The organism is Streptomyces sp. NPDC001858, from assembly GCF_053594615.1.
This window is the reverse complement of the sequence record NZ_JBSFEV010000001.1, coordinates 50,483-76,012: the sequence shown is the minus strand read 5'-3', so window position 1 is coordinate 76,012 and position 25,530 is coordinate 50,483. Positions and strand designations below refer to the sequence as shown.

At 69.2% G+C, this 25,530-nt stretch carries 30 protein-coding genes and 1 pseudogene; 9 read left to right on the top strand and 22 right to left on the bottom strand.

Annotated elements, in window-relative coordinates; all coding sequences use genetic code 11:
• Positions 1–11: 11 nt before the first annotated feature.
• The 7 genes from ACWCPF_RS00415 to ACWCPF_RS00385 all read right to left on the bottom strand — a co-directional run bounded on the left by ACWCPF_RS00415 (position 12) and on the right by ACWCPF_RS00385 (position 5,996).
• Positions 12–311, bottom strand: coding sequence for a DUF4229 domain-containing protein (locus tag ACWCPF_RS00415; protein ID WP_451042746.1), 300 nt, complete (start codon positions 309–311; stop codon positions 12–14).
• Positions 312–387: 76 nt separating this feature from the next.
• Positions 388–912, bottom strand: coding sequence for an N-acetyltransferase family protein (locus tag ACWCPF_RS00410; RefSeq protein ID WP_451042745.1), 525 nt, complete (start codon positions 910–912; stop codon positions 388–390).
• A gap of 81 nt (positions 913–993) precedes the next feature.
• Complete coding sequence (gene mqnE / locus ACWCPF_RS00405) at positions 994–2,157, bottom strand: aminofutalosine synthase MqnE (RefSeq protein WP_451042744.1); 1,164 nt, start codon at positions 2,155–2,157, stop codon at positions 994–996.
• 50 nt (positions 2,158–2,207) lie between these two features.
• The gene (locus tag ACWCPF_RS00400) at positions 2,208–2,663 is read right to left on the bottom strand and encodes an Lrp/AsnC family transcriptional regulator (protein WP_319672767.1); all 456 of its coding nucleotides are present in this window, start codon (positions 2,661–2,663) and stop codon (positions 2,208–2,210) included.
• 94 nt (positions 2,664–2,757) lie between these two features.
• Positions 2,758–3,414 (bottom strand): UbiX family flavin prenyltransferase, encoded by a 657-nt coding sequence (locus ACWCPF_RS00395; protein WP_451043100.1) that lies wholly within the window; start codon positions 3,412–3,414, stop codon positions 2,758–2,760.
• A 225-nt stretch (positions 3,415–3,639) separates the two neighbouring features.
• Positions 3,640–4,542, bottom strand: a complete 903-nt coding sequence (gene mqnP, locus ACWCPF_RS00390; protein ID WP_451042743.1) for a menaquinone biosynthesis prenyltransferase MqnP — start codon at positions 4,540–4,542, stop codon at positions 3,640–3,642.
• Positions 4,539–5,996, bottom strand: a complete 1,458-nt coding sequence (locus tag ACWCPF_RS00385) for a menaquinone biosynthesis decarboxylase (RefSeq protein WP_451042742.1) — start codon at positions 5,994–5,996, stop codon at positions 4,539–4,541. Before ACWCPF_RS00385 ends, mqnP begins: the two co-directional genes overlap by 4 nt.
• Positions 5,997–6,084: 88 nt before the next feature.
• Between ACWCPF_RS00385 and ACWCPF_RS00380 the strand changes: the two genes are divergently transcribed.
• Positions 6,085–6,510, top strand: coding sequence for a PLD nuclease N-terminal domain-containing protein (locus tag ACWCPF_RS00380; protein ID WP_451042741.1), 426 nt, complete (start codon positions 6,085–6,087; stop codon positions 6,508–6,510).
• Positions 6,511–6,519: 9 nt separating this feature from the next.
• Here ACWCPF_RS00380 and ACWCPF_RS00375 read toward each other — a convergent pair whose 3' ends face one another.
• Positions 6,520–7,215 (bottom strand): LppU/SCO3897 family protein, encoded by a 696-nt coding sequence (locus ACWCPF_RS00375; protein WP_451042740.1) that lies wholly within the window; start codon positions 7,213–7,215, stop codon positions 6,520–6,522.
• A gap of 116 nt (positions 7,216–7,331) precedes the next feature.
• Between ACWCPF_RS00375 and ACWCPF_RS00370 the strand changes: the two genes are divergently transcribed.
• Together ACWCPF_RS00370 and ACWCPF_RS00365 are read left to right on the top strand one after the other, a co-directional pair.
• Positions 7,332–7,886 carry a TetR/AcrR family transcriptional regulator gene (locus ACWCPF_RS00370; RefSeq protein ID WP_451042739.1) on the top strand — a complete coding sequence of 185 codons (555 nt, stop codon included), beginning with the start codon at positions 7,332–7,334 and terminating at the stop codon, positions 7,884–7,886.
• Between the two features lie 10 nt (positions 7,887–7,896).
• The gene (locus tag ACWCPF_RS00365) at positions 7,897–8,670 is read left to right on the top strand and encodes a MerR family transcriptional regulator (RefSeq protein WP_451042738.1); all 774 of its coding nucleotides are present in this window, start codon (positions 7,897–7,899) and stop codon (positions 8,668–8,670) included.
• Here ACWCPF_RS00365 and ACWCPF_RS00360 read toward each other — a convergent pair.
• Positions 8,609–9,394, bottom strand: coding sequence for a CDP-alcohol phosphatidyltransferase family protein (locus ACWCPF_RS00360; protein ID WP_451042737.1), 786 nt, complete (start codon positions 9,392–9,394; stop codon positions 8,609–8,611). The genes ACWCPF_RS00365 and ACWCPF_RS00360 overlap by 62 nt on opposite strands.
• A gap of 96 nt (positions 9,395–9,490) precedes the next feature.
• Between ACWCPF_RS00360 and ACWCPF_RS00355 the strand changes: the two genes are divergently transcribed.
• Positions 9,491–9,958, top strand: a complete 468-nt coding sequence (locus ACWCPF_RS00355) for a nucleoside deaminase (protein ID WP_451042736.1) — start codon at positions 9,491–9,493, stop codon at positions 9,956–9,958.
• On the top strand, positions 9,942–10,925 hold the full coding sequence (locus ACWCPF_RS00350) for an isopenicillin N synthase family dioxygenase (protein ID WP_451042735.1): 984 nt from the start codon (positions 9,942–9,944) through the stop codon (positions 10,923–10,925). Before ACWCPF_RS00355 ends, ACWCPF_RS00350 begins: the two co-directional genes overlap by 17 nt.
• Here the strand turns inward: ACWCPF_RS00350 and ACWCPF_RS00345 are convergent, their stop codons facing one another.
• Positions 10,926–11,318: a hypothetical protein gene (locus tag ACWCPF_RS00345; protein ID WP_451042734.1), complete on the bottom strand. Its 393-nt coding sequence runs from the start codon at positions 11,316–11,318 to the stop codon at positions 10,926–10,928. It abuts the gene before it with no gap.
• A 141-nt stretch (positions 11,319–11,459) separates the two neighbouring features.
• Here ACWCPF_RS00345 and ACWCPF_RS00340 point away from each other — a divergent pair, with 141 nt between their 5' ends.
• The 4 genes and pseudogenes from ACWCPF_RS00340 (at position 11,460) to ACWCPF_RS00325 (ending at position 13,135) form a co-directional block, all read left to right on the top strand.
• Positions 11,460–12,374, top strand: a complete 915-nt coding sequence (locus ACWCPF_RS00340; RefSeq protein ID WP_451043099.1) for a helix-turn-helix domain-containing protein — start codon at positions 11,460–11,462, stop codon at positions 12,372–12,374.
• A pseudogene (locus ACWCPF_RS00335) lies at positions 12,328–12,438 on the top strand (DUF397 domain-containing protein); the annotation flags it as partial. The gene ACWCPF_RS00340 and the pseudogene ACWCPF_RS00335, both read left to right, overlap by 47 nt.
• 59 nt (positions 12,439–12,497) lie before the next feature.
• The gene (locus ACWCPF_RS00330) at positions 12,498–12,722 is read left to right on the top strand and encodes a type II toxin-antitoxin system VapB family antitoxin (protein ID WP_451042733.1); all 225 of its coding nucleotides are present in this window, start codon (positions 12,498–12,500) and stop codon (positions 12,720–12,722) included.
• Positions 12,719–13,135, top strand: coding sequence for a PIN domain-containing protein (locus ACWCPF_RS00325; protein ID WP_451042732.1), 417 nt, complete (start codon positions 12,719–12,721; stop codon positions 13,133–13,135). The genes ACWCPF_RS00330 and ACWCPF_RS00325 overlap by 4 nt, the downstream gene beginning before the upstream one ends.
• Positions 13,136–13,220: 85 nt before the next feature.
• Here the strand turns inward: ACWCPF_RS00325 and ACWCPF_RS00320 are convergent, their stop codons facing one another.
• From ACWCPF_RS00320 to hemL, 12 genes are all read right to left on the bottom strand, one after another.
• Entirely contained in the window at positions 13,221–14,237 is a 1,017-nt protein-coding gene (locus ACWCPF_RS00320; protein ID WP_451042731.1) for a hypothetical protein, read from the bottom strand.
• Between the two features lie 134 nt (positions 14,238–14,371).
• On the bottom strand, positions 14,372–14,734 hold the full coding sequence (locus ACWCPF_RS00315) for a hypothetical protein (RefSeq protein ID WP_451042730.1): 363 nt from the start codon (positions 14,732–14,734) through the stop codon (positions 14,372–14,374).
• 306 nt (positions 14,735–15,040) lie between these two features.
• Positions 15,041–15,475, bottom strand: coding sequence for an SRPBCC domain-containing protein (locus ACWCPF_RS00310; RefSeq protein WP_451042729.1), 435 nt, complete (start codon positions 15,473–15,475; stop codon positions 15,041–15,043).
• A gap of 37 nt (positions 15,476–15,512) precedes the next feature.
• The gene (locus tag ACWCPF_RS00305) at positions 15,513–16,460 is read right to left on the bottom strand and encodes a CU044_5270 family protein (RefSeq protein ID WP_451042728.1); all 948 of its coding nucleotides are present in this window, start codon (positions 16,458–16,460) and stop codon (positions 15,513–15,515) included.
• On the bottom strand, positions 16,457–17,068 hold the full coding sequence (locus tag ACWCPF_RS00300) for an RNA polymerase sigma factor (RefSeq protein ID WP_451042727.1): 612 nt from the start codon (positions 17,066–17,068) through the stop codon (positions 16,457–16,459). Before ACWCPF_RS00300 ends, ACWCPF_RS00305 begins: the two co-directional genes overlap by 4 nt.
• A gap of 86 nt (positions 17,069–17,154) precedes the next feature.
• Entirely contained in the window at positions 17,155–18,255 is a 1,101-nt protein-coding gene (ccsB, locus tag ACWCPF_RS00295) for a c-type cytochrome biogenesis protein CcsB (protein ID WP_451042726.1), read from the bottom strand.
• Positions 18,252–20,036: a cytochrome c biogenesis protein ResB gene (gene resB, locus ACWCPF_RS00290; RefSeq protein WP_451042725.1), complete on the bottom strand. Its 1,785-nt coding sequence runs from the start codon at positions 20,034–20,036 to the stop codon at positions 18,252–18,254. The genes ccsB and resB overlap by 4 nt, the downstream gene beginning before the upstream one ends.
• Before the next feature lie 3 nt (positions 20,037–20,039).
• Positions 20,040–20,810, bottom strand: coding sequence for a cytochrome c biogenesis CcdA family protein (locus ACWCPF_RS00285; protein ID WP_451042724.1), 771 nt, complete (start codon positions 20,808–20,810; stop codon positions 20,040–20,042).
• 1 nt (position 20,811) lies between these two features.
• Complete coding sequence (locus ACWCPF_RS00280; RefSeq protein WP_451042723.1) at positions 20,812–21,444, bottom strand: TlpA family protein disulfide reductase; 633 nt, start codon at positions 21,442–21,444, stop codon at positions 20,812–20,814.
• Between the two features lie 66 nt (positions 21,445–21,510).
• A complete protein-coding gene (locus ACWCPF_RS00275; RefSeq protein WP_451042722.1) occupies positions 21,511–22,824 on the bottom strand; it encodes a hypothetical protein in 1,314 nt (437 codons plus the stop codon).
• Positions 22,825–23,077: 253 nt separating this feature from the next.
• A complete protein-coding gene (locus tag ACWCPF_RS00270) occupies positions 23,078–23,791 on the bottom strand; it encodes a histidine phosphatase family protein (protein WP_451042721.1) in 714 nt (237 codons plus the stop codon).
• Positions 23,788–25,107, bottom strand: a complete 1,320-nt coding sequence (hemL, locus tag ACWCPF_RS00265; RefSeq protein WP_451042720.1) for a glutamate-1-semialdehyde 2,1-aminomutase — start codon at positions 25,105–25,107, stop codon at positions 23,788–23,790. Before hemL ends, ACWCPF_RS00270 begins: the two co-directional genes overlap by 4 nt.
• Between the last annotated feature and the right edge of the window lie 423 nt (positions 25,108–25,530).

The window sequence follows — 25,530 nt, the reverse complement described above, 5'->3', positions numbered from 1 at the left end:
GAGCAACTCCCCTACGACGCCTGGCCCTGCGCGTGGGTCGAGTCGATCGTCTCGTCCTCCTGGGAGCGGTTGGCCTCCAGGTTGGCCTTCATGCGGTCCACCCGCTCCACGACCGTCACCGAGGCGCGGTCGCGCTCCTTGCGCAGGACGACGAAGCTGATCGGCGCGGAGATCACCAGCGAGAGCAGGATGACCCACATGCCGTTGGAGTCGCCGAGGCCGCGCGGGAAGACACCCGAGTAGACAAGGCCCCCGACGACCACGAGGCAGCCGGCGAGGACACCGAGACGCATCAGTGTGTAGCGGAGCATGTCAATCCACTCTTCCGAATCCAAAAGGGGCCGTCGTCCAGTGAAGCATGCCCGGCGGTCGATCTCGCAGCGGGGTTCAGCCCAACGGCAGCAGCATGATGACGTCGTCGCGGTGGTCGTCGGGAGCGACCCTGATCGCGCCGGGTATGCGGCCGACCTCCTTGTAGCCGCAGGAGCCGTAGAAGCTCTCCAGGCCGAGTCCGCCGCGGCAGGAGAGCCGTATCGCGTCGACGCCGTCGAAGCCGCGGGCCGCGTCGGCGGCGGCCGCCAGCAGGGCGCGGCCGTGTCCCTGGCCCTGCCGCCGGGGGTGCACCATCACCGTGTACAGCCAGACCCAGTGCGTCTGGAGCCGGTGCGTGTTGAAGGCGAAGAACGCGGCCGCGACGACCTCGCCGGCCGCGTCCTGTCCGACGAGCAGCCGATGGCGGCCCTCGGCCATCGCCGCGAAGTGTTTGACGAGTTCCGGGCGGACGGTCTCCCGCTCGACGGGGGCCACGAATCCGATGGCTCCGCCGGCGTTGGAGGCGTCCGTCCAGACGTCTAGGAGACCGTCGCGCAGCTCGGGGGTGAGGGCGGGGTCGAGGGTGAAGGTAAGGGTCATAGGCGCAGGCTAGCCATTACCGCACCCGCGCCTCAACCAACTTTCACCGCCTCGGCCGACTTTCACCGACCCGGCCGGCTTTCACACCCGCATCGGCTGCGGTGACTCGCGGCGGGCCGGGTCCGGGCCGTCGTACTCGCGGATGATCTCGTAGCGCGTGTTGCGCTCCACCGGGCGGAAGCCGGCGTCCCGGATGAGGTCCAGCAGGTCGTCGCGGGTCAGCTTGTTGGGCGTGCCGTAGTTGTCCGCGTCATGCGTGATCTTGTACTCGACGACCGAGCCGTCCATGTCGTCCGCGCCGTGCTGCAGCGCCAGCTGCGCCGTCTGCACGCCGTGCATGACCCAGAACACCTTGACGTGCGGGACGTTGTCGAAGAGCAGCCGGGAGACCGCGAAGGTCTTCAGAGCCTCCGCGCCCGTCGCCATCTGGGTCCGGGCCTGCAGCCGGTTCCGTACCTTCCCGTCCTTCATGTCCACGAAGTCGTGCTGGTAGCGCAGCGGGATGAAGACCTGGAAGCCGCCGGTCTCGTCCTGGAGCTCGCGCAGCCGCAGGACGTGGTCGACCCGGTGCTTCGGCTCCTCGATGTGGCCGTACAGCATGGTGCACGGGGTCTTGAGACCCTTCTCGTGCGCCAGGCGGTGGATGCGCGACCAGTCCTCCCAGTGGGTGCGGTGGTCGACGATGTGCTGGCGGACCTCCCAGTCGAAGATCTCCGCGCCGCCGCCGGTCAGCGACTCCAGGCCCGCGTCGATCAGCTCGTCCAGGATCTCCGACGCCGACAGCCCGCTGATCGTCTCGAAGTGGTGGATCTCGGTGGCCGTGAAGGCCTTCAGCGAGACGTCCGGCAGCGCGGCCTTCAGCTCGCGCAGCGAGCGCGGGTAGTAGCGCCACGGCAGGCTGGGGTGCAGGCCGTTGACGATGTGCAGCTCGGTGAGGTTCTCGCCCTCCATCGCCTTGGCGAGCTTGACCGCCTCCTCGATGCGCATCGTGTACGCGTCCTTCTCGCCCGGCTTGCGCTGGAACGAGCAGTAGGCGCAGGACGCGGTGCACACGTTCGTCATGTTGAGGTGACGGTTGACGTTGAAGTGCACGACGTCGCCGTTCTTGCGGGTGCGCACCTGGTGGGCGAGACCCCCGAGCCAGGCGAGGTCGTCCGACTCGTACAGCGCGATGCCGTCCTCACGGGTCAGCCGCTCACCGGCCCCGACCTTCTCCTCCAGCTCGCGCTTCAGCCCGACGTCCATGCCCGCACCACACCTTTCTCCGACGACATCACCACCGTACGTGCCCACGGCTACACCTCTTCGGGCAGCTCTCCGACCCGGTTCTCCCACTTCGTGGAGAGCACGATCGTGGTACGGGTCCGGGACACGCCCTTGGTCCCGCTGAGCCGCCTGATGATCTTCTCCAGGCCGTCCACGTCGTTCGCCCGCACCTTGAGCATGAACGAGTCGTCGCCGGCGATGAACCAGCAGTCCTCGATCTCGCTCAGGTCCTTCATCCGGTTCGCCACGTCCTCGTGGTCGGCGGCGTCGGAGAGGGAGATGCCGATGAGGGCGGTGACGCCGAGGCCGAGCTGAGCCGCGTTCACCGTGGCGCGGTAGCCGGTGATGACACCGGCCGCCTCCAGCCGGTTGATGCGGTCGGTGACGCTGGGTCCCGACAGTCCGACGAGGCGCCCCAGCTCGGCGTAGGAGGCCCGGCCGTTCTCCCTCAGGGCCTGGATGAGCTGCCTGTCCACCGCGTCCATGCGAATCGAAGCCTTCCGATCAAAGTTCCTGAGGAGTTGAGCTCTACTGCGAAGCACTCATGCGAAGCACTCGTGCGAAGTACTCAGACGGTGCTCAGTCGGTCCGCGTTCCGCCCAGTTCGCCGTTCCAGCGGCGGTACAGCCCGTGCGCGACCCCCGCCGCGTCGAGCACCCGGCCCGCGACGAAGTCGACCAGGTCCTGGATGTGGGTCGCCCCCGCGTAGAAGGCCGGGGAGGCGGGCACCACGCTCGCGCCCGCGTCGTCCAGGGCGACGAGATGACGCAGCGTCTGCCCGTTCAACGGCGTCTCGCGGACGGCGACGACGAGTGTCCGGCGTTCCTTGAGCGTCACGCTCGCGGCCCGCTGGAGCAGATCCTTCGACAGCCCGAGGGCGACCCCGGCGACGCAGGCGGTCGAGGCGGGGACGATCAGCATCCCCCGCGCGGGATACGACCCCGAGGACGGTCCGGCGGCGAGATCCCCCGCGCCCCAGTACCGCACCCGGTCGAGCGCCGCGTCGGTCACGTCGAACACGCCGGGCTTTCCGTCCGCCCCGCGCGCCAGCCATTCCCGCAGGTCGTCCCGCCAGTGCGCGTCCCGGAAGGAGATCCCCGTCTCGTCGAGCAGCGTGAGCCGCGAGGCCCGGCTGACCACCAGGTCCACGCTCTCGCCCCCGGCGAGCAGCGCACGCAGCACGGCGGCGGCATAGGGCGTACCGGACGCCCCGGACACCCCCACGATCCAAGGCACGCGCTGCGTTTCTCCTGCGTTCACACCTTGAGCGTACCGGTGAGCGCGGAGGTCTTCAGGACCGGTGGGCGCTAAGCGGGTCGGGCGAATTCGGCTCCGGTTCGGCAGCGCCCTGAAGGGGCGCGGGGCTCTGACATATGCGGCTCCGCCGCGCGGGCGCGACCAGCCACGACGGTGCCGCAGCGGAAGGACGGCCCATCGCGGCACTTCCCGCAGAGCGCACCGCTATACCGTGAGCCCCCGTACCAGGAGGTCCAGCAGCGCGCACCCGAACAGGGCGATGCCGATGAAGCCGTTGACGGAGAAGAACGCCCTGTTCAGACGGGACAGGTCGTGCGGGCGCACGATCGTGTGCTCGTAGAGGAACGCGCCGGCGACGACGACCAGGCCCAGCCAGAAGAACGCGCCCGCGTCGGTCAGCAGCGCGTACCAGACCAGCAGGGCCGTGGTGAGCGCGTGGCAGACGCGCGCGCCGCTGATCGCCGCCGGGATGCCGAAGCGGGCCGGCACCGACATGACGCCGGTCTCCCGGTCGGTCTCGATGTCCTGGCAGGCGTAGATCAGGTCGAAGCCGCCGATCCAGATGCCGACGGCGAGCCCGAGGACGACCGCGTCCCAGGACCACTCGCCGGTGATCGCCAGCCAGCCGCCGATCGGCCCCATCGCCTGGGCGAGTCCCAGGATGGCCTGCGGGAAGTTCGTGAACCGCTTGCCGTAGGGGTAAACCACCATCGGGATGACCGCGACGGGGGCCAGGGCCAGGCACAGCGGGTTGAGCAGCGCCGCCGAGCCGAGGAAGATCACGACGGCGATCAGCGCGCCGGTCCAGGCGTGGCGGACGGACATCGCGCCCGTGACCAGCTCGCGGTGGGCCGTCCGGGGGTTCCGGGCGTCGATCTCGCGGTCGATGATCCGGTTGACGGCCATCGCGAAGGTGCGCAGGCCCACCATGCAGATCGTGACGAGCAGCAGCCGTCCCCAGTGGATGTTCTCGTCCAGCTGGAACATCGCCGTCAGGGCGGCGATGTAGGCGAAGGGCAGCGCGAAGACGGAGTGCTCGATCATCACCAGGCGCAGGAACGCCTTGGTGCGCCCCGGCTGCGGAAGGGCGGCGGAGGCGGAGCTCACAGGCCGTACTCCTTCCAGCGGCGGTCGACCGTGGCCGCCGTCTCCGGGTCGGACAGGACCATCTCCGGCCAGCCGCCGTCGCGGGTGTAGCCCTCCTCGGGCCACTTCCGGGTCGCGTCGATGCCTGCCTTGCCGCCCCAGAACTGCTGGTAGGAGGCGTGGTCGAGATGGTCGACCGGGCCCTCGACCACCGTCAGGTCGCGGGCGTAGTCCGTGTTGCCGAGGGCCCGCCAGGCGACCTCGTGCAGGTCGTGGACGTCGCAGTCGGCGTCGACGACCACGATCAGCTTGGTCAGGGACATCATGTGCGCGCCCCAGACCGCGTGCATGACCTTCTGCGCGTGCTTGGGGTACTTCTTGTCGATCGAGACGATCGCGCAGTTGTGGAAGCCGCCGGCCTCGGGCAGGTGGTAGTCCACGATGTCCGGGACGATGATCTTCAGCAGCGGCAGGAAGAAGCGTTCCGTCGCGCGGCCCAGCGGGCCGTCCTCCGTCGGCGGGCGGCCGACGACGATCGACTGGAGCAGCGGCCGCTTCCGCATCGTCACGCAGTCGATCTTCAGGGCCGGGAACGGCTCCTGCGGGGTGTAGAAGCCGGTGTGGTCGCCGAAGGGGCCCTCGGGCAGCATCTCGCCGGGCTCCAGCCAGCCCTCGATGACGACCTCCGCCTGCGCCGGCACCTGCAGCGGCACGGTCTTGCAGTCGACCATCTCGATCCGCTTGCCGGCGATGAACCCGGCGAAGAGGTACTCGTCGATGTCGCCGGGGAGGGGGGCGGTGGAGGCGTAGGTGACGGCGGGCGGGCAGCCGAAGGCGATGGCGACCGGCAGCCGCTCGCCGCGGCGCGCCGCGACCTGGTAGTGGTTGCGGCTGTCCTTGTGGATCTGCCAGTGCATGCCGATCGTGCGCTTGTCGTGGCGCTGGAGCCGGTAGAGGCCGAGGTTGCGGATGCCGCTCTCGGGGTCCCTGGTGTGGGTGAGCCCGAGGTTGAAGAAGGAGCCGCCGTCCTGCGGCCAGGTGAACAGGGCGGGGAGCTGGTCCAGATCCACGTCGTCGCCGTGCAGGACGACCTCCTGCACCGGCGCGTCGCCCGACTTCACCTTCTTCGGCGGGACGTGCGTCATCGCGCCGAGCTTGCCGAACGCCTCGCGCACGCCGACGAAGCCGTGCGGCAGCTCGGGCCGCAGCAGACCGCCGATCTTCTCGCTGATCTCGGCGTACGACTTGAGCCCGAGGGCCTTCAGCAGCCGCCGGTCGGTGCCGAACACGTTCATCGCGAGGGGCATGCTCGACCCCTTCACGTTCTCGAAGAGGAGCGCGGGGCCACCGGACTTCTGGACCCGGTCGACGATCTCCCCGACCTCCAGATACGGATCGACCTCGGCCTTGACGCGCTTGAGGTCGCCTTCGCGTTCCAGTGCCCTGAGCAGGGAACGAAGATCGTCGTAAGCCATGTGTCCCAGTATCGGCCACCGGCTACCCTGGCCCCGTCACCGGGGCCGTCCCAAGCCCTGCCGCCGTCACTTGGGGGAACCCGCCACCATGCTCAGGTATCTGCCGTTCCTGCTGGTCCTGGCGCTGTGGATCTATGCCTTCATCGACTGCCTGAACACCCCCGAGGAAGAGGTGCGCGGGCTGCCGAAGGTGGTCTGGGTCATCATCATCCTGCTCTTCGGCGAGGTGCTCGTCGGCCCGGTCGCCTGGCTGGTGGCCGGAAAGGTGCGGCACGCCCCGGCGGGCGGCGGCGCGGGCGGCACGTCCAAGGCCGCCCGCACCGAGTGGGTCGCCCCGGACGACAACCCCGAGTTCCTGAAGTCCCTGAAGGGCGAGAAGGGCGAGAAGGGGGACGAGGAGAGCGAGAAGGACGAGGACGCGCTCCTCAAGGACTGGGAGGCCGATCTGCGCCGCCGCGAGGAGGAGCTGAAGCGCCGCGAGTCCGGTGAGGACCCGCAGCCGCCCCAGAGCTGAGAACAGAGCTCAGCGTGCGTACGAACCCAGGCCGATCAGGCAGTACACGTACTCGTTGATGGCCGCTCCGTTGAGTGTGTAGCTGTACGAGAACGCGTACTGCGTACGGGGGTTGGCGTCGCACATGCTCATGTCCGACGTGAACGAAAACCTCTGGATCACCTTGTAGTGCGCGTCGGACGCCGAGCAGGACACCTCGTCCACGTTGTAGACCGGCTGCGCGACCGTGGAGTCCGGCAGGGTCCCGTTGAGACAGGTCCCGGACTCGAAGGGGTCGGGGGCCACGGTCTCCTCCGCGAAGGGGTCCTGGGTGTACGGATCGTCGGTGTACGGATCGTCGGTGGAGGGGTCCTCGGTATACGGGTAGTAGGTGGGGTCGGGGCTGTAGGGCTCGTAGGACGACGTGCTGCCCGGGGAGCCGACGGTGTCGCCGTCCCCGCCGCCCGAGTCGATCAGGACCACCACGAACACGAGCGCGGCGACGGCCCCGAGCACGGTGAGCACCTTGCGCACGGGGCGATCCGCGCCGATGACCCGGATGCGCAGCAGCACCTCCTGGCCGTCGACCCAGGCCCGGACGAGGTCGCCGTCCCGGGTGGGCGGGATACGTACTTGGACGGAGCCGACCGCGAGCGGGACGGTGAGGACGACACCGGCCGCGGCCTGCTGTCGCGTGAGCGATATGGGAATCTCCGGCAAGGACACGCGCCCAGTGTGAACCGGCTTGCGCCGCAATCGAAGTCCTTTTCTAGAAATCGGCTCTAGAAATCCGGGTGCTCTACTCTGGCTGGGACAGCAGATCGATCAAGGACACCTGTTCGATGAGCACCAAGCAGCGCCCGAAGCAGCAACGCGGCGAGGTCACCGTCGAGTTGCTCCTGGACGCCGCCTTGCGCGTGTACGCCGCCGAAGGGGAACAGGGCTTCACGGTCAGCGCCGTCACCAAGGCCAGCGGGGTCAGTCTCGGCAGCCTCTACCACCACTTCGGCAGCCTCGACGGTCTGCTGTCCGCACTGGCGCAACGCTGGCTGGACCGGCTGGTGGACGAGCTGACCGCGGCCCTCGCGGGCGCGCGCACGGCCCGCTCGGGCATCCGGGCGATCGTGCGGACGTATCTGGCGTTCGTCCGCGACCACCCGGACGCGGCGCGGCTCCTGCCCCGGGAGGCCCGGCTGGCGGCGTTCGCCACCTGGATCCGGCCCCGCGTCGAAGCCGGGGAGCTGGCCCCGCTCCCGCTGCCCCTCGTCGAGTCCCTGGTGCTCGGTCCGGTCATCGGGGTGGCGCGCCGGTGGCTGTCCGGCGTCGACGACGACGTCGACCTCGACGCGGCGGCCCGGCTGCTGCCCGACCGCATCTGGCGGTCGCTGAGCCCATGACACGACGAACATGCCGCCGCAGCCCATGAAGCGTCTGCGCTCCGTCGACCTCGCCCGGCTCGCCGGGCTCTCCACCCAGCAGATCCGCAACTACGAGGACGCGGGCGTCCTCCCGCCGGCCGAGCGCACGGCGTCCGGCTACCGCACGTTCACGGAGCTGCACCGGCAGGCGCTGCTGGCCTACCGCGCGCTGGTGGCGAGCTACGGCCCGGTGGCGGCGGCCAGGATCATGCGGACCGTGCACGAGGGCGACGTCCCGGCCGCGCTCGCGCTGGTCGACGCGGCCCACGCCGCCCTGCACGAGGAGCGTCTCGCGCTACGGGTGACGGGCGAGGCGCTGGAGGCGCTGCGGGCGGAGCCCGCGTCGGCGCCGCACGCGGGGGCAGGGCTGCGCATCGGGGAGGTGGCCCGGCTGCTCGGCGTGCGGACGTCCGCGTTGCGGGTGTGGGAGGCGGCCGGGCTGATCGGCCCGCCGCGCGAACGCGGGACGCGCTACCGGCGCTACGGCCCCGCCGACGTCCGGGACGCCCGGATCGTGCACAGTCTGCGCCGCGCCGGCCATCTGTTCGCGCAGATCGGGCCGGTGCTGGCGGAGCTGCGCCGGGAGGGCGGCAGCGAGACGGCGCTGCGGGCGGCGCTCGCGGCCCGCGCGCACACGCTGACGGCCCGCACCCGCGCGATGCTGGCGGGGGCGGGCCGTCTGCACGCGTACCTGGAGGTCGTCAGCGCAGCCGGGACGACGACAGGATCGACAGCAGATGCGCCGGAACCATCAGCCAGGTGATCACGGCGATGGCGGCCAGCGCCCAGCGGGTCGGCTCGATGCCGCCGGTGGCCACGTCGGCGAACGCGACGACGAGGAGGACCAGCGAGGCCTCGATGCCGTTGGTCACCCGATGGATCTTGAAGGCGGCGGCGAGCCGGCGCACCGAGGCGACGCCCTGCGAACGCGGCGCGGCGGCCTCGTCGTCGGCGACGGGGAGCCCGCGCCGGGCGCGGGCCACGTCCACGAGGTCGGTCGAGGCCTTCAGCAGCACCACGCCGAGCGCGGTCACGAGGCCGAGCGACACCCACCCGTTGAACCCGTTCCACTCCCCGAGCCCGGACTCGGCGGCCCGGAAGCCGAAGCCGATCATCAGGGCCGCGTCGGCCAGATACGCGCCGAGCCGGTCGACGTAGATGCCGGTCGCGCTGTTCTGCCCCTTCCAGCGGGCGACCTCGCCGTCCACGCAGTCGAAGAGCAGGAACAGCTGCATGAGAAGCGCGGCGAGGACGGCCCCGGCCAGGCCCGGGATCAGCAGGGCCGCGCCGGACAGCACCCCGCAGGCCACCATCGTCCAGGTCAGCTGGTCCGGGGTGACGCGGGTGCGCACGAGCTGGCGGGTGAAGCGCAGGGAGATCCGCCGCATGTAGAGCCGGCCCGCCCAGTGTTCGCCGTTGCGGCTGGCCAGTTTGGCGTGCGGCTGGCAGACCTCCCGCAGCTCCTCCAGCACCGGAGCAGCAACCATGAACGTTCCTTCCACAAGCCGTCGACGATCGGGCCAGGCTACAGATCGCTCAAGAGGCCGACGCGGCGGGGCCGTTGCGTTCGGGAGAGTAGGCGCATGAACCCTTTGGATCAGGCGACGGCCCGGCGCTGGCTGGCCGCGGCCGTGGCGGAGGCCCGCGCCGGGCTCGCGGAGGGCGGCATCCCGATCGGGGCCGCGCTCTACGGCCCGGACGGCACGCTGCTGGGCCGCGGCCACAACCGCCGCGTGCAGGACGACGACCCGTCCACGCACGCCGAGACGGCCGCGTTCCGCGCGGCGGGACGGCAGCGCTCTTACCGCGGCACGACGATGGTGACGACCCTCTCGCCGTGCTGGTACTGCTCCGGGCTGGTCCGGCAGTTCGGCATCTCCCGGGTGGTCGTCGGCGAGGCGGTCACGTTCCACGGCGGGCACGACTGGCTGGCGGAACACGGCGTGGAGATCGTGCTTGTCGACGACCGTGAATGCGTAGAGATGATGCGCGACTTCATCGAGAACAACCCGGCCCTGTGGAACGAGGACATCGGTGACCAGCCCAAGTAGCCCCGGCAGCCCGCGCATCCCGACCATCGACCTGCGGCCGTGGCTGGCGGGCGACCCCGCCACGCGCGCCGCCATCGCCCGCACCGTCGACGACGCCCTGCAGTCCGCCGGGTTCCTGCTCGTCACCGGCCACGGCGTCGACCCCGCCCTGCGCGACCGCATCCGGGCCGCGTCCCGCGCGTTCTTCACGCTCCCCGCCGAGGTCAAGCAGCGGTACACCGCCAAGGTCGGCGGACGCGGCTGGCTGGGGCCCGGCGCGGAGGCCAACGGCTACTCGGAGGGGACGGAGACCCCGCCGGACCTCAAGGAGTCCCTGACCTTCGCCACGCACGAGCCGTTCGACGACCCCGTCGTCAACGCCGAGTGGTACGCGCCCAACGTCTGGCCGACGGAGGTGCCGGAGCTGCGCGCGCTCTGCGAGGAGTACCTGGACCGGATGGCCGAGCTGGAGAAGCGGCTGCTCTCCCTGCTCGGCGAGGCCCTCGGCCTCGAACCCGACTTCTTCTCCCGGCACATGGACCATCCGACCTACGGCTTCAACATCAACTGGTACCCCGGGACGGACGTCGTCGGCGCACCGCAGCCCGGCCAGTTCCGCATCGGTCCCCACACCGACTTCGGCACGGTGACGATCCTCGACCGGCAGGCCGGCAAGGGCGGGCTCCAGGTCTGGACGGACGACGGCGGCTGGGAGGACGCACCCTTCGACCCGGACGCGTTCACCATCAACCTCGGTGATCTGATGGCCCGTTGGACCGGCGACCGCTGGCGCTCCGGACGGCACCGCGTGCTGCCTCCGCACGCCGACGCGCCCACCGAGGAGCTGATGTCCCTCGTCTACTTCGGCGAGTGCACCCCGGGGACGCTCGTGGAGTCCGTCCCGGCCCCGGTCGGGCGGGTGGCGTACGAGGCGGTCAGCTCGCACGTGTACCTGAGGGAGAAGCTGGACTCGATCACCGTCGACTGATCACTGCGTGAGCCCCAAGAAGGCCGCGTGGTAACGCCGTTGGTGACGGCCCAGCAGCACGTTCGCGTCGGTCTCGGCGCTGCCGTCGTGCCGGGCACGGGCCTGCGCGCGGAGCGCGGCCAGATCCGCGCAGGCGGCGCAGTCCCGGACGGGCACGGGCACGTCCGGCGGGTACAGGGAACGGGAGTTGGCGGCGCGGACGCCTGCGGCGAGGCGTTCGGCGGGGGTGGCGGGGCGGAGCGCCTCGGGGCGGGCCTCCCACTCCCGTCCGCCGCCGAGCGGGCGCAGCAACGCGTAGGGGCCGGCCTTGCCCCGGTACTCGCCGACCGTGTCCGACCTGGGGTCATAGACGACCGTTCCTGTTTCGAACTGACTCTCGGCGTGTTCGATCATGCCCCGTCCATGCCCTCTCCGTACCGACTGCGTGACTCTGGGTGTATAGAGCGTCGCCTGCGGGCACCGTGCGTATCAATGCACGACGCGTGCCAGGGTGCGCTTGTCACGGAGGGGGCCTGACCTGTGACCACCAACGCCATGCTGTTCGGCGAGCTGTTACGACACTTTCGCGAGGGTGCGCTGCTGACGCAGGACGCCCTGGCGGGCGCGATCCCCTGCGACCGTTCACTGGTGGCGAGGGTGGAGGCGGGAACGCGGGTCCCGCAGGAGTCGTTCGCGAAGAAGGCGGATGAAGTCCTGGGTACGGGTGGGGCGTTGATGCGACTCTGGGGGCGCGTCGACTGGTATCCACAGGTGGAGCATCCGGATTGGTTCAGGCGCTGGGTGGACATGGAGGCGCAAGCTGTCGCGCTGCACCAGTACCAGACCATGCTCATGCCTGGCTTGCTCCAGACGCCGGACTACGCGCGGGCGCTGCTCTCCCAGCGAGCCAGTGGCGAACTGCTGGAAAATCGAGTCAGGGCCCGCCTGAGCCGACAGCCGCGCTATCTCACCGAAGGCGGGCCCACATTCATCGCCGTGATGGACGAGAGCTGCCTGCGCCGCGTGGTGGGCAGTCCCGCCGTGATGCGGGACCAGTGCGCACATCTGCTCAGCGTGGGACAACTCCCAAACGTTCGCCTCCAGATCGCTCCTGCCGGTCTCTACGGCATCCAGCGCCCCACCCGCCCGGTGTCACTGATCGCGCTGCCCGACGGCGAACGCTGGATCTACACGGAATCGCTGACTCGCGGCCACTTCCTCAACGATCCGGACGCCTACGCCGAGCAGAGCCGAATCTATGATGTGCTCAGGGCAGACACCTTGTCGGCTCGCGAATCCGCAGCCCTGATCGGCCAGTTGATGGAGGAGTACGGGGACGATGAACGAGAAGCAGTTGAGCGCAGCAACGTGGATCAAGAGCAGCCACAGCGACACCAACGCCGGCGAGTGCCTCGAATTCGCCCCCGAGTTCACCTCCGTGGTCCCCGTCCGCGACAGCAAGAACCCTGACGGCCCCGTCCTGCTGATCCAGCGGAGCGCCTGGGCCGCGTTCGTGGCAGCCGTCAACCTCTGATATCAACTTTCGAGTTTCTTGATATCGTGAGGGTGGATGCCCCGGCCCAAGGAGGACCCGTGACTCGAACAGTCATCGACGTCGACGACGAAATGCTCGCCGAGGCGGCCGCGATCTTCGGCACGACGACCAAGGTCGCCACGGTGAACGCCGCCCTGGAGGACGCGATCAAACGCAGGAAGCGCGCGTCTTTCCTGGGCTGGCTCGCTGAAGGCGGGCTGCCTGACCTGACCGGCCCCGTCGAGACCTCGGAGACCGCGGACAACCCGCACCAGGCCGCATGAACGACCGCTATCTCATCAACAAGTCCGCGCTCGCCCGCTACCCGAAACCGGCGGTTCGCGCCGTGATCGATCCGCTGCACAACGCGGGTCTGCTGGCGGTGTGCGGCGCTGTCGAACTCGAAATTCTGCACAGCGCCCGCTCCAAGGCGGACGCGGAGCGGATCCGCGACGAGATGCGAGGCTTCGACTGGTTGCCCACGCCCGACGAGGCGTGGGACCGCGCGCTGGACGTGCAGACACGGCTCATCGCGGCAGGCAACTGGAAGGCCCTGTCGGTAGCCGACCTGGTCATCGCGGCGACGGCCGAGCGCGCCGGTGCGACGGTCCTGCACTACGACGGCGACTACGACATGATCGCGGGCGTAACGGGCCAGCCGACCCGCTGGGTCGTCCCGCCGGGTACCGCCGACTGACGTCGCCAGCCGTGCCCCTCCTTAGGGCGCGTATCGAGTCGTGCTCAATGGGTGGTCCGGGTGAGGTCTTTGATCAAAGGGCCTCTCAGTAGCTGAAGGCCAGGCCGTGTGTGCGGGCGAGGGGGCCGGGGACGTGGCCCGCGTGGATCAGTACCGGGTTGCCCCAGGTGTGCTTGACCTTGAGGGACACCCGGAACTGGGTGCAGCCGCCGAGGTCGGTGGTGGTGAGATTGAGCGTGTTGACCGCCGCCTGGTGGTTCTTGGTGTTCGAGATGAGCCAGGTTGTGACCGTGCTCGTTTTCGCAGAGCCGCACAGGGTGCCGTCCGGGTTCTGGGACTGGGCCTCGATCCAGGTCTGGACGTGGGTGCCGTTGTACGCGCTGGTGCCGCCCGAACAGGTCTCGTAGGGCGAGTTGGCTTTGCACGTGGTGAGGTTGGCGTCCTGCACGACGGCAATCCGGTCGGCGGCGCCGGTCGGCGTGACCGTGGACCCGAGGGTTGTGACGGTGCTGCCGGCACCCACCACTCGTTCGCTCTCCTGCAGGAGCGTCCAGCGTGCGGTGTACGGGTATGTGGCCCGGGCAAGTTCCGCGTCGGCACCGACCCGCATGGTCACGTGGCGGTCGGACGTGACGAGGCTGGAGTAACTGGTAACCGACAGGCGACAGGTGTACGTGCCTTGCTCGGGTGCGATGAACACCCACCGCACGACGGGCGACTGCGAGGTCTCGTCCGACAGGAAGTTGGCCGCCCAGTACGCGCCGGCTTCCACACCGGCGGGCAGCGGGGCGGTCTCCGGGGTGCCGCCGGCGTACGCGCAGCGGATGGAGAAGGTGGTACCGAGCCAGTCGCCCGACGCCAGCGGCGTGACGTTCGACAGGACGACCTTGCGCGACCACAGGTATGACCGCTCCCCGGCCGCCGCCGCGAACGTCACCTCCGTGCCTGGGATATCGCGATATGGGCCGGCCGTGGGGGTCACTTCGTAGTCGAACGGCGCCGCCTGGGCGGGGGTGGCCGCGCCCAGCAGGCCGGCGAGAGCGAGAACGAACGCGGCGAGCGTGCCGCCGAGGCGGGCGGCAAGTCGGCTTCTGAGACGCATGCGGGACATACCCCTGTGATGGTCGTTGATTTCGACGGCACGTTTTATTTCCTGACCGTATTGCCCGCCGAGTGCACAGCAAAGAAGCCACTCAGGTTGCCCCGAGCGGCTTCTCGCCTCAACAATAGGAGGCCTTACAGCCCCCAGATACAGAATGCATATACGGCGCTGGGGGTATAGTCAATGGTTTCGCCCGGGTCGAGCCTGCTCAGGGCTGCTCCACTTTCGGAGTACACACTGAGGGCCCGGTTCGATCGATTGTAGGCCTTGTCGATCCCATTCATAAATATAAGGCCACCGCTGCTGCATTTAAAGAAGAACGCGTCAGGATCAATATTTTTGATCGTGCCGTCAGGTTCATAGAAGCACACTCGGGTGCTGTTGCAGGAATCTGCGGCATGAGCCGGTGCAGCGGCGACGGTGCCGGTCATCGCGCCGACCGCAGCAGTGACCAGGAGAGCTCGCAGGCCTGTGCGGCCTTTGGATATGTTCATCATGCCCCCAAGAGACGGATCCGTGACCGCTTTTTGAGCGGTCTGTTTCAACCTGACGAAAGCCCCGCAAAGGTGCCGCGAGGGCTCGACATCGGTGAGCTTAGTGAACTTATCCTGCGATTGACTAGTAGGCATTATGCGCCACGGGCCGAAAACGACACCAACTCATTAGCGGCGCTGAATGCACCGGGCCTGGCTCACCGGCTGCGCTGCTGCCACAAACGCAAGGCCGCCCGCTTCCTCGCGTTCTCAATCATTTATAGACTGACTCCCGGAGGGTGGAGCTGTCGGCGTGGGACCACCCATTGATCACGACTCGATGCGCGCCCCTGAGGAGGACCCTTCCAGGATTTCGATCAGGCGTTCGAAGCGGGCGCGCCAGCCGGGTTCGGTGCCGCCGTCTCCCAGGCGGCCCTCGAACTCGTGAGTGAAGCGCAGGAGGGCGCCGTCGGCTCCGTCCGGCTCCAGATGGAACCGGATCCGGCCGCCGCCCTCCAGGGTGTACTCGGCGACGCGGTCCACGTCCCACGCGGTGACCTGGCCCGCCCCCAGGCCCCGCAGGGCGACCACGCCGCCGAGCCGGTGTTCGAGGACGTCCACGGGCGTCCACCAGCGTGCGAGCCCCTCTGCCGTGGTCAGCGCGGGCCAGACCGTCGCCATGGCCCCCGGGAGCCGCACCAGGAAGTGCAGGATGTGCGTGTTCCCATGGGTCTGGCTGGTGCCCTGTTCGACGGAACCGGTCATGACACCAGCCTGACCCGTGGGAACGGGTTTCGCACGGTTACGAGCGCTCGCCCGGCTTGTCGACGACGACGCGGCTCTGGACGGTGGCGGAGCTGATCACTGTCCCCTTCTTCAGCCCCTTGTAGTCCTGGGTGAGAATCGACCGCTTCCCGAGAAGTGCGTACGTCTTCTTGTCGAGGGTCCACTCGATGCGGACGGGCAGCTTGGTGTCCGTGCGCGCGATCCCGAGGCCGTGCCGCCCTCGGGCGTCGACCGAGTCCTTGGTCAAGGTCACGCCGGGGATGCGGGCGACGGCCTGGTAGAGCGCGGCACCCTGCGCCGTCGGTACGAGCGAGCCCTTCAGGAGTATTCCGGCCTGCAACAGCCGGGCCTGGTGCTGGTCGTACTCCTCGCCCGTGAACACCGGGCTGTCGATCCCTGCCAGGTCGAGGAGCCGAGGGATGTATTTCATCAGATGCTTGTACATCCCGTCCGCGTCGGTGGGCAGGGACTTCAGGTAGCTGTAGCTGATGTAGTTGCCGTACAGCTCCTGTCCCGGCGTTTCAGGCCCGGTGAAGAACCCGCTGCCGTCGCCGTAGTCGTCCATCCCGGAGCGCACCAGGGTCTTGCCCTTGCCGTCCGCGGCGATCCAGACCTCGTCGAGGAACGGGGGCAAGAAGACCCTCTTCCCTTTCCCATCGGCCTTGTAGAAGGATTTCTCGGTCGCGACATACACGTACTGGTCGTTGCGGATCTTGCCGTAGCCGTCCTGGCCCTTGGCCGCCGACGTGGTGCGCGGTTTCGCGTCCGCGCCGTCGGACGAGGGCAGCACCGTGAACGTGACGGCCGCGACGGTCACGACGGCCGCCGCCGCGAACGCGGGTCGCACCCACCGCTTCCGCGGTTTCGCGACGGCTTCGCCGGTGGGCCGGATCTCGCTCATCAGATGCTCCTTGAGGAGTTGGTGACGGCCCGGCGGAAAGTCCTGTTCAGGCATCTGGATCATCGACTTCCCTCCCTGATGGGCCTGACCGCCGAGGTGCGGTCTTCACCATTCATCTGTCCGCGCACGGCGGCCGGTTCCATATATTTCGCGAGCTTTGCCCGCGCCCGCGAGAGCCGCGATCGCACGGTGCCCACGGGCACCCCCAGCGCCTCGGCGGCCGCCTCGTAGCCGAGGCCCGACCACACGCACAGCGCCAGCACCTCGCGCTCGGCGCGCCGCAGCCGCGCCAGCGCGGTGCGCACGGCGGCCAGTTGCGCGGCGTCGTCCACCCGGCCGGCCACCTCGTCGGCGAAGTCCCGCAGCGTCTCCTCGCGCGGCAGCCGTGCCATCGCGGCCGAGTGTCTTCGGGCCGCGCGGCGGACGTTGCGGGTGACGTTGGTGGCGATGCCGAGCAGCCAGGGGCGCGGGGAGCCGCCGTCCGCGTCCAGCCGCTCGCGCAGCCGCCACGCGTCCAGGAAGGTCAGCGAGACGATCTCTTCGGCGGTCGTCCACTCCCCCGTGAGCCGATAGGCATGGTTGTAGACGGAGCGCGCGTAAGTGTCGAAGAGCACGCCGAAGGCATGATGGTCCCCCGCGCGGACGCCTTCCCTCAACAGGCTCAGATGCATATCCACACCCCTCTACCTGTCCGTACGACGAAGGCCGGTTCCTGTGACCTGAGTCACCGGAACCGGCCTGGGCCGAAAGGGCGTCGTCAGACGCCGGCGTACGAGTGCTTGCCGGAGACGAAGATGTTGACGCCGTAGTAGTTGAACAGCCAGCAGCCGAAGGCGAGCAGGGCCAGATAGGCGGCCTTGCGGCCCTTCCAGCCGGCCGTGGCGCGGGCGTGCAGGTAGCAGGCGTAGGCGACCCAGGTGATGAACGCCCAGGTCTCCTTGGGGTCCCAGCCCCAGTAGCGGCCCCACGCGTCGCCCGCCCAGATCGCGCCCGCGATGATCGTGAACGTCCACAGCGGGAACACGGCCGCGTTGACCCGGTAGGCGAACTTGTCGAGCGAGGCCGACGCGGGCAGCCGGTCCAGCACCGAGTTCGCGATCTTGCCGGGCTTGCCGCCGGTGGCGAGCTTGTTCTCGTACGAGTCCTTGAACAGGTACAGAACCGTGCTGACCGCGCCCACGTAGAACACCGCTCCGCACAGGATCGCGGTGGAGACGTGGATGTACAGCCAGTACGAGTGCAGCGCCGGGACCAGCTGGTCGCTCGCGGTGTAGAGGACGGTGACCGCGAGACCGAGGTCGAGCAGGACCGAGGTGGTCAGGAACAGCCCGAGCCAGCGCACGTTCTTCTTCAGCGCCAGCAGCGTGAGGTACACGCCGACGGCCACCGTGGAGAGGGTGATGTTGAACTCGTACATGTTGCCCCAGGGGGCCCGCTCCACCGAGGCCGAACGGGCGATCACGCCGCCCAGCTCGACCAGGAACGCGAGCACCGTGAGGGAGACGGCGATCCGGCCGTACATGTCGCCCTGCTCGTCGCCGCCGTGCGCGCCGGGCCCGTCGGGCACGTCCCGCGCGCCGGCCGCGGCGCGCACCACGACCTTCGGGCGCTCCAGCACGGCGGTGCCGCCGTTCTTCTTGACGGTGACGGCCGGACCCTTGGCCTTGGCCTTCGCCCCGGGCGTGAGCGCGGCGGCGGTGCGGCCGACCTTGCTGCGGCTGCCGAGGAGCCATTCCGCGATGTACGCGAAGAAGGCCAGGGTGTAGACGGCCATCGAGGAGTAGATCAGCGTGTTGCTGATGCTCGCGAGGTTCTCGTTGGTGGCGGCGGCGAGCTCCGTCGTGGCGGCGAGACTCATTTCTCAGCCCCTTCGGCAGGTACGGCTTGAGGATCGGAGGAATCGGTGGGGTCAGCTGTCCCCGGGGCCTGGTCGTAGAGGATCCCGGCGAGGTCGCCGAGCTCCTCGGGCACCTTCGCGGACTCGCTGCGGCCCAGACCGGCCATCTCGACGACGGTCACCCCGTCGTCGCCGCGCACGGCACGCACCCACACCCGGCGGCGCTGGATGAACAGGGAACCGGCGAGGCCGAAGATCGCGACGGTCGCGCCGCCCAGCGCCCACCCGCTCGCGGGCTGCTGGGTGACCTGGAAGTTCGCCCACTGCCGGGTGCCCTCGTAGGTGATCGAGCCGGCCCCGTTCGGCAGGGTCATGGTCTCGCCGGGCTTGAGGTTCTCCCGCAGCTCCGCGCCCTTGGAGTCCTTGAAGTCCTTCATCTTGGTCTTGTTGAGCTGGTACACGCTCTGCGGGATGCCCGAGTTGACGCCGAGATCGCCGTGGAACGGGGTCAGGTTCAGCACCGGGTTGTTCAGCGCCGGGAACGTCGAGGAGGTCTCCAGGCCCTTCGTGTACGTCGGCAGGAAGAAGGCCGAGATGCCCAGTTGCTCGCTGACCCCCTTGGCGTCCTTGTAGCCGTCGAGGACCTTGATGACACCGGTGGACGTCACGTTGGAGTCGAGCGGCAGCAGCGGTACGGCGTCGCTGTAGACGACCTTGCCCTTGCCGTCGCGGACGGTGACGAAGGGCGCGTAGCCGTGCGCGGTGAGATAGACCTTCGAGTCGCCGATCTCCAGCGGCTCGTTGACCTTGACGAGGGTTTTCTTGTCCTTGCCGTACGCGCCGACGTTGTAGGTGAGAGCGGCCTGGTAGATGCGCGGGGTGCCGGTGTTCGGGCCGCTCTTCTCGTAGGTGCCGGTGAACTTGTCCAGGGTGAAGCTGAACGGGTTCAGGTCGTCGGTGCTGAAGAGGGTGCCGGACTTGAAGTCGTTGTACTGGGTGAGGGTGTTGGAGAAGCCGTCGCCCTCGACGACCAGCTTGTTCCCCTCGGACTTGTAGAGCTGGCCGCAGGCGAAGGCGACCAGCATCACGATCAGCGAGATGTGGAAGGCGAGGTTGCCGACCTCGCGGAGGTAGCCCTTCTCGGCGGCGACGGCGTCCCCGGCGAGCTGCGCGCGGAAGCGGCGCTTCTTCAGCAGGGCGAGCGCGGCCTCACGGACCTGTTCCGGCTCGGCGTCGGTGCGCCAGGTGGTGTACGCGGGCAGCCGGGTCAGCCGCTTGGGCGCACCCGGCGGGCGGCCGCGCAGCTGGCCCACGAACTGCCAGGTGCGGGGCACGATGCAGCCGATGAGGGAGACGAACAGCAGGATGTAGACCGCGGAGAACCAGGCCGAGCTGTAGACGTTGAAGAGGCCGAGCCGGTCGTAGAGCGGCGCGAGCGTCTCGTGCGCCTTGCGGAAGTCGGCGACCTTGGTGTCGTCGGTGCCCGACTGCGGGATCAGCGAACCGGGGATCGCGCCCAGCGCCAGCAGCAGCAGGAGCAGCAGCGCGACCCGCATCGAGGTGAGCTGCCGCCAGAACCAGCGCGCCCAGCCGAGCACGCCCAGACCGGGCATGTTCGCGAGCGAGTCGACGGGCGCGGTGGACAGCTGGGAGCCGGCGGCCCCGAGATCCTGGTCGTCGGACTGCGTGACGTCAGGCTGCGTCCCGTCGGCCGGGGTCGTCCCGTCGGCCGGGGTCGTCCCGTCGGCCGGGGTCGTCCCGTCGGCCGGGGTCGTCTCGTCGGTCGTCGTGGTCTTGCTCATCGATCAGATCCCCACAGTGAAGCCGGCGGACCAGGACTGGATGTCCTGTACGAGGCGGTCCCACGCACCCGTCAGCAGCAGCAGACCGGTCACGATCATCATCGTGCCCCCGATCCGCATCACCCAGGCGTAGTGACGCTTGACCCAGCCGAAGGCGCCGAGCGCCTTGCGGAAGGCGACCGCGGCGAGCACGAAGGGCAGGCCGAGGCCGAGGCAGTAGGCGACGGTCAGTATGGCACCGCGGCCCGCGCTTCCCTGCTGGGAGGAGAGGGCGATCACGGACGCGAGGGTCGGGCCGATGCACGGGGTCCAGCCGATGCCGAACAGCGCGCCGAGCAGCGGGGCCCCGGCCAGTCCGGCGACGGGCCGCTTGTGGAAGCGGAACTCCCGCTGGGTCATCCAGGGCATCAGCCCCATGAAGAAGACGCCCATGACGATCATGAGCACCCCCAGCACCTTGGACAGGACGTCCTGGTTGGTCTGGAGGTTCTCGCCGAAGTAACCGAACAGGGCCCCGCTGGAGACGAACACGGCGGTGAAGCCGAGGACGAAGAGCGAGGCGCCGGCCACCATCCGCCCGCGGCGGGCCTCGGCCAGGTCGGTGCCGGCGACCCCGGTGACGTACGACAGATAGCCGGGGACAAGCGGCAGGACGCACGGCGAGAAGAACGAGACGAGCCCGCCGAGCAGCGCGATCGGCAGCGCGACCAGCAACGCGCCGTTGAGCACGGTGTCGTTGTAGCCGGTCGCGGCGAGCGTGGTGACCGCGCTCACGTCACTTCTCCGCGAGGACGGGCGCGATCATCTTGCGCAGCCTCTCCTCGCTGAGCGCGGCCAGCGACCGGGCGGCGATCTTGCCCTCCCGGTCGATGACCAGCGTGGAGGGGATGGCCTGGAGGCTGAGCGTGCCCTTCTTGAAGCGCAGCAGCAGCTTGCCCTTCGGGTCGGACAGGCTGGGGTAGGTCACGCCCTGCTGCTTCTCGAAGGCGAGGGCGTTGGAGTTGCTGGTGTCGAGGGTGTTGATGCCGACGAACTGCACGCCCTGGCCCTGGAGGTCCTGGTAGACCTTCTGGAAGCCCGGCGCCTCCGCCCGGCACGGGGAGCACCAGGAGCCCCACACGTTGAGGACGACGACCTTGCCCTTGAAGGAGGCGATGTCGAGCTGTCCTCCGGCGACGGTCTCGCCGGACAGATCCGGGGCCGCGGCGCGCGTCCCCTTCTCCGCGGTGGAGATGCCGTCCTTGCCCATCACGAAGTTGGTGTCACCGCCTCCCCCGGCGGTGCCGCCGGAGGTGCAGGCGGAGAGCAGCAGTGCGGCGACGGCTCCGCCGACGGCCGTGGTCACGGCGGCGCGGCGCGAGCGGATCCGGGAGGTCGAGCACAGGGGGGCGCGACTGGCGGCAGTCATGTGAAAAGTTTCGCATGCCCGTTCTGGGGATCTTGCGCACCCCCCTTGCGGGCCGAAACCCGCATTTCAGGCGGCAGATGCGGAGGAGCTGGGAGCGCCGGAGGAGCTGGGGGTGTTGCCGTCCTTGAGGAACGTCTTCCAGCCGCCGGCCGGCTGCTGTCCGACGTCGAGGGTGCGCAGCTGCTCCAGCACCTCCGGCTTCTGGACGTCCATCCAGTCCACGAACTGCCGGAAGGAGACCAGCCGGACGTCCGCGCCCTTCTCCTTCTCGGCCGCGATGTACTTGAAGGACTCCTCGACGGCGTCCATGTAGATGCCGCCGTTCCACTGCTCGAAGTGGTTGCCGACGAAGAACGGCGCACGATTCGACTCGTATGCCCGCTTGAATCCCTGTATGTACGCCTGTGCGGACTGCTTGCGCCAGCCCGGGTAGTTGTGGCTGGGCGCCTTCGTCGAGTTGATCGACTGGTTGGCGAGCATGTTGTAGTCCATCGACAGGACCTCGAAGCTACGGCCGGGGAAAGGTATCTGCTGCAACGGCAGATCCCAGATGCCGTCCTTCTTCTGCGGCCACACCTGACGCCCGCCCGGCGAGGAGGCGTCGTAGCGCCAGCCGAGGGCGCGGGCGGTGGGCAGCAGATTGTCCTGGCCGAGGAGACAGGGCGTGCGGCCGCCGACGAGTTCCTTGTCGTAGTCGAAGGGCAGCGCCGCCTCCTCCGTCCAGCCGGTGTTGGTCCGCCAGTTCTTCACGAACGACTTCGCCTGGTCGATCTCGCTGCGCCACTGCTTGGCCGTCCAGTTGCCGACCGTGCCGTGCCCGGAGCAGAAGTGCCCGTTGAAGTGGGTGCCTATCTCGTGGCCCTCCAGCCAGGCGCGGCGGATGCCGGTGAGCGTCATCCGGACGTGCTCGTCGGTGAGGTAGCCGATGTCGGAGGCGCCGCGCGGGTTGTTCGGCGGGTCGTAGAGCCGCTTCTTCGACTCGGGCAGCAGATACAGCCCGGAGAGGAAGAAGGTCATGCTCGCGTCGTGCTGCTTGGCGAGGTCCAGGAAGCGCGAGAAGAGGCCGTTGCCGACCTCGCCGGCGCCGTCCCAGGAGAAGACGACGAACTGCGGCGGATCCTGGCCCGCCTCCAGCGGCACGGGCGCGTCCGGCTGGTGGGGCTGCTTGCCGGTGAAGGAGGTGGAGCCGTCGCCGAGGGGACGCGCGGTGGCTGTGGGGCTACTGGAGGGACCCTTGCCCGATCCACCCGATCCGGGCGACTTCGAGCCGTCGGCGGGGCCGTGGCCCGAGTTCGTGAGACTGCCGCAGCCGGTCAGTCCGGCAGCGGCGGCGGCTCCGGCGCCGAGCCCCAGTGCTCCCCTTCGCGTGATCGTGCGCATGGCTTTCCTCGTTCGTCAGTTCTTCCGAATGGTCACCCATTCAGAGGACATGGCGAACGAGGGGGTTCCGACGGTTGTTCCGGATTCGGTAACAGACAATCCGATTTAAGCCACAAGGTAGGAGACCTGGTGAAGCCCGTGAAGAAAGCGCCCCAAAGGCGCGCGGGGAACTGCGCGACCAGCCCCGACGGCGCCGCACCGAAACGACGACCCATCGCGGCACAGCGCCATCGCGGCACCCCCAGCGGAGCGCTTACGCTCCGAAGGCCTTGCTCTTGCCCTTCACCGGCTTAGCGCCGGCCCGCAGATGGACCGGCACAAGATCGATCGCGGGCTCGGCGTAGCCGACGGACACGATCCGGTCGCCCTGGTACGTGAAGGTCGTCACGGAGGCGAGCGTGCACTGCCGCTTGCGCGGGTCGTGCCACAGCCGCCGCCGCTCGACATAGGACCGCACGATCCAGATCGGCAGCTGATGGCTGACCAGCACGGCCTCATGACCGCGGGCCGCGTCCTTCGCCGCGTCGAGCGCGCCCATCATGCGGACGACCTGGTCCACATACGGCTCGCCCCAGGACGGCCTGAACGGGTTGACGAGATGCTTCCAGTTCTCCGGGTTCTTCAGGGCGCCGTCGCCCACCCCGAAGGTCTTGCCCTGGAAGACGTTGTCGGCCTCGATGAGCCGCGGGTCGGTGGCCAGGTCGAGACCGTGCGCCTTGGCGATCGGCGTCGCCGTCTCCTGCGCCCGCTCCAGCGGGGAGGCGACGACGTAGGTCACGTCGCGGGGCGCGAGGTGCTCGGCGACCCGGTCGGCCATCTGCCGGCCCAGCTCGGAGAGGTGGTAACCGCCGAGCCGGCCGTAGAGGACGCCGTCGGGGTTGTCGACCTCGCCGTGCCGCATCAGGTGGACGACGGTGAGGTCGCCGTTGCTCTGGGGGCCGGCGCTCTGGGGGCTGGTGCTGGTCATGCTGCTGTGGCCTCCGCAGCCGCTCGGGCCGCCGCCGGAAGGGCGTCGGCGATTCTCTGGACGGCCGCGTCGTCGTGGGCCGTGGACACGAACCAGGACTCGAAGGACGACGGCGGCAGATAGACGCCGTTCGCCAGCAGCGAGTGGAAGAAGGCGTTGAAGCGGAACGACTCCTGCGTCTTCGCGTCCGCGTAGTTGCGCACGGGCCGGTCCGTGAAGAAGACGGAGAACATGTTGGAGGCGCTCTGCAGCGTGTGCGCGACGCTCTCCTTGGTCAGCGCCTCCGACACCAGCGCCTGGATCCGGGTGGAGACGGCGTCGACCTTGGCGTACGCGTCCTCGTCGAGCAGCCGCAGCTGGGCGAGCCCGGCGGCGGTGGCGATCGGGTTCCCCGAGAGCGTGCCGGCCTGGTAGACGGGCCCGGCGGGCGCGAGGTGCGCCATCACGTCGGCGCGCCCGCCGAACGCGGCGGCGGGGAAGCCCCCGCCCATGACCTTCCCGAAGGTCATGAGATCCGGCCGCACCCCGTCGATCCCGAACCAGCCGCTGCGGCTGGTCCGGAACCCGGTCATGACCTCGTCGGAGATGAACAGCGCGCCGTTGTTCGCGCAGGCGTCCTTGAGCCCCTGGTTGAACCCGGGCAGCGGCGGCACGACGCCCATGTTGCCCGGCGAGGCCTCGGTGATCAGACAGGCGATCTCACCGGGATGCCGGTGGAAGGCCTCCTGCACGGCTTCCAGGTCGTTGTACGGCAGGACGATCGTGTCGGCGGCCTGGGCTCCCGTGACACCGGGGGTGTCGGGCAGCGCGAAGGTGGCCACCCCGCTCCCGGCCGAGGCGAGCAGCGCGTCCACGTGCCCGTGGTAGCAGCCGGCGAACTTGATCACCTTGGAGCGCCGGGTGAAGCCGCGGGCGAGCCGGATGGCCGACATGGTGGCCTCGGTCCCGCTGGAGACGAGCCGCACCTGGTCGACGGGTCCGACCCGGTCGACGATCTCCTCGGCGAGCGTGACCTCGCCCTCACCGGGAGTGCCGAAGGAGGTGCCGCGCGAGACGGCGTCCTGAACGGCGGCGATGACCTCGGGGTGGGAGTGCCCGAGGATCATCGGACCCCAGGAACAGACCAGGTCGACGTACTCCCGCCCATCGGCGTCGGTCAGATACGGCCCCGTGCCGGACACCATGAACCGGGGCGTTCCGCCCACGGCGCGGAAGGCGCGCACCGGGGAGTTCACCCCGCCGGGCGTGACGACGGACGCGCGGTCGAACAGCGCCTGCGAGACAGGCGCATCGTATGAATAGGGCAGTTCGCTCATGACCTGCGGCTTCTCCGACCTTCTCCGACTTGCTGGGCTCCGGTGCCAATGACCTCCCAGGGTAGGCCAGCGGCTCCGAAGGCAGCCGAACCCGCCCCTGGGCCGGGGGGCGGCTGGGGTCCCTTCCCCACCATCCTCCACTCGGCCATCTGCGAAACTGAGTCAGAACGGGCCTGATAGACGTAGCTCACACCGACCGTGTGTCGAGGGGCTGCGAAGATCCTGCGGACAGGTGTTTCAACGCACGTTTCGGCGAGCGGCCGTGGGGGAGGTCACTGACACGATGATCGGGTTGCGCGGCGGGACCACGCGGCCTAGAAAAGCAGTCGGGTGGAGATATGCATCGCGGTGGCGGACTGGGCGAGGGGACTGACGATCTGGGTCCTCGACGTGCCCAGCGGGGAAGGCACCGGCGCGACGCGG

Coding starts and splice junctions, on each gene's coding strand:
- ACWCPF_RS00280 (WP_451042723.1), bottom strand. CDS start 21,444: ATGACTGCCGCCAGTCGCGCCCCCCTGTGCTCGACCTCCCGGATCCGC.
- ACWCPF_RS00410 (WP_451042745.1), bottom strand. CDS start 912: ATGACCCTTACCTTCACCCTCGACCCCGCCCTCACCCCCGAGCTGCGC.
- ACWCPF_RS00275 (WP_451042722.1), bottom strand. CDS start 22,824: ATGCGCACGATCACGCGAAGGGGAGCACTGGGGCTCGGCGCCGGAGCC.
- ACWCPF_RS00415 (WP_451042746.1), bottom strand. CDS start 311: ATGCTCCGCTACACACTGATGCGTCTCGGTGTCCTCGCCGGCTGCCTC.
- ACWCPF_RS00310 (WP_451042729.1), bottom strand. CDS start 15,475: ATGACCGGTTCCGTCGAACAGGGCACCAGCCAGACCCATGGGAACACG.
- ACWCPF_RS00365 (WP_451042738.1), top strand. CDS start 7,897: ATGCCGCCGCAGCCCATGAAGCGTCTGCGCTCCGTCGACCTCGCCCGG.
- ACWCPF_RS00355 (WP_451042736.1), top strand. CDS start 9,491: ATGAACCCTTTGGATCAGGCGACGGCCCGGCGCTGGCTGGCCGCGGCC.
- ACWCPF_RS00305 (WP_451042728.1), bottom strand. CDS start 16,460: ATGATCCAGATGCCTGAACAGGACTTTCCGCCGGGCCGTCACCAACTC.
- ACWCPF_RS00370 (WP_451042739.1), top strand. CDS start 7,332: ATGAGCACCAAGCAGCGCCCGAAGCAGCAACGCGGCGAGGTCACCGTC.
- mqnE (WP_451042744.1), bottom strand. CDS start 2,157: ATGGACGTCGGGCTGAAGCGCGAGCTGGAGGAGAAGGTCGGGGCCGGT.
- ACWCPF_RS00270 (WP_451042721.1), bottom strand. CDS start 23,791: ATGACCAGCACCAGCCCCCAGAGCGCCGGCCCCCAGAGCAACGGCGAC.
- ACWCPF_RS00400 (WP_319672767.1), bottom strand. CDS start 2,663: ATGGACGCGGTGGACAGGCAGCTCATCCAGGCCCTGAGGGAGAACGGC.
- ccsB (WP_451042726.1), bottom strand. CDS start 18,255: ATGAGTCTCGCCGCCACGACGGAGCTCGCCGCCGCCACCAACGAGAAC.
- ACWCPF_RS00325 (WP_451042732.1), top strand. CDS start 12,719: ATGAACGACCGCTATCTCATCAACAAGTCCGCGCTCGCCCGCTACCCG.
- resB (WP_451042725.1), bottom strand. CDS start 20,036: ATGAGCAAGACCACGACGACCGACGAGACGACCCCGGCCGACGGGACG.
- ACWCPF_RS00300 (WP_451042727.1), bottom strand. CDS start 17,068: ATGCATCTGAGCCTGTTGAGGGAAGGCGTCCGCGCGGGGGACCATCAT.
- ACWCPF_RS00320 (WP_451042731.1), bottom strand. CDS start 14,237: ATGCGTCTCAGAAGCCGACTTGCCGCCCGCCTCGGCGGCACGCTCGCC.
- ACWCPF_RS00385 (WP_451042742.1), bottom strand. CDS start 5,996: ATGGCTTACGACGATCTTCGTTCCCTGCTCAGGGCACTGGAACGCGAA.
- ACWCPF_RS00315 (WP_451042730.1), bottom strand. CDS start 14,734: ATGATGAACATATCCAAAGGCCGCACAGGCCTGCGAGCTCTCCTGGTC.
- ACWCPF_RS00340 (WP_451043099.1), top strand. CDS start 11,460: ATGCTGTTCGGCGAGCTGTTACGACACTTTCGCGAGGGTGCGCTGCTG.
- hemL (WP_451042720.1), bottom strand. CDS start 25,107: ATGAGCGAACTGCCCTATTCATACGATGCGCCTGTCTCGCAGGCGCTG.
- ACWCPF_RS00345 (WP_451042734.1), bottom strand. CDS start 11,318: ATGATCGAACACGCCGAGAGTCAGTTCGAAACAGGAACGGTCGTCTAT.
- ACWCPF_RS00360 (WP_451042737.1), bottom strand. CDS start 9,394: ATGGTTGCTGCTCCGGTGCTGGAGGAGCTGCGGGAGGTCTGCCAGCCG.
- ACWCPF_RS00380 (WP_451042741.1), top strand. CDS start 6,085: ATGCTCAGGTATCTGCCGTTCCTGCTGGTCCTGGCGCTGTGGATCTAT.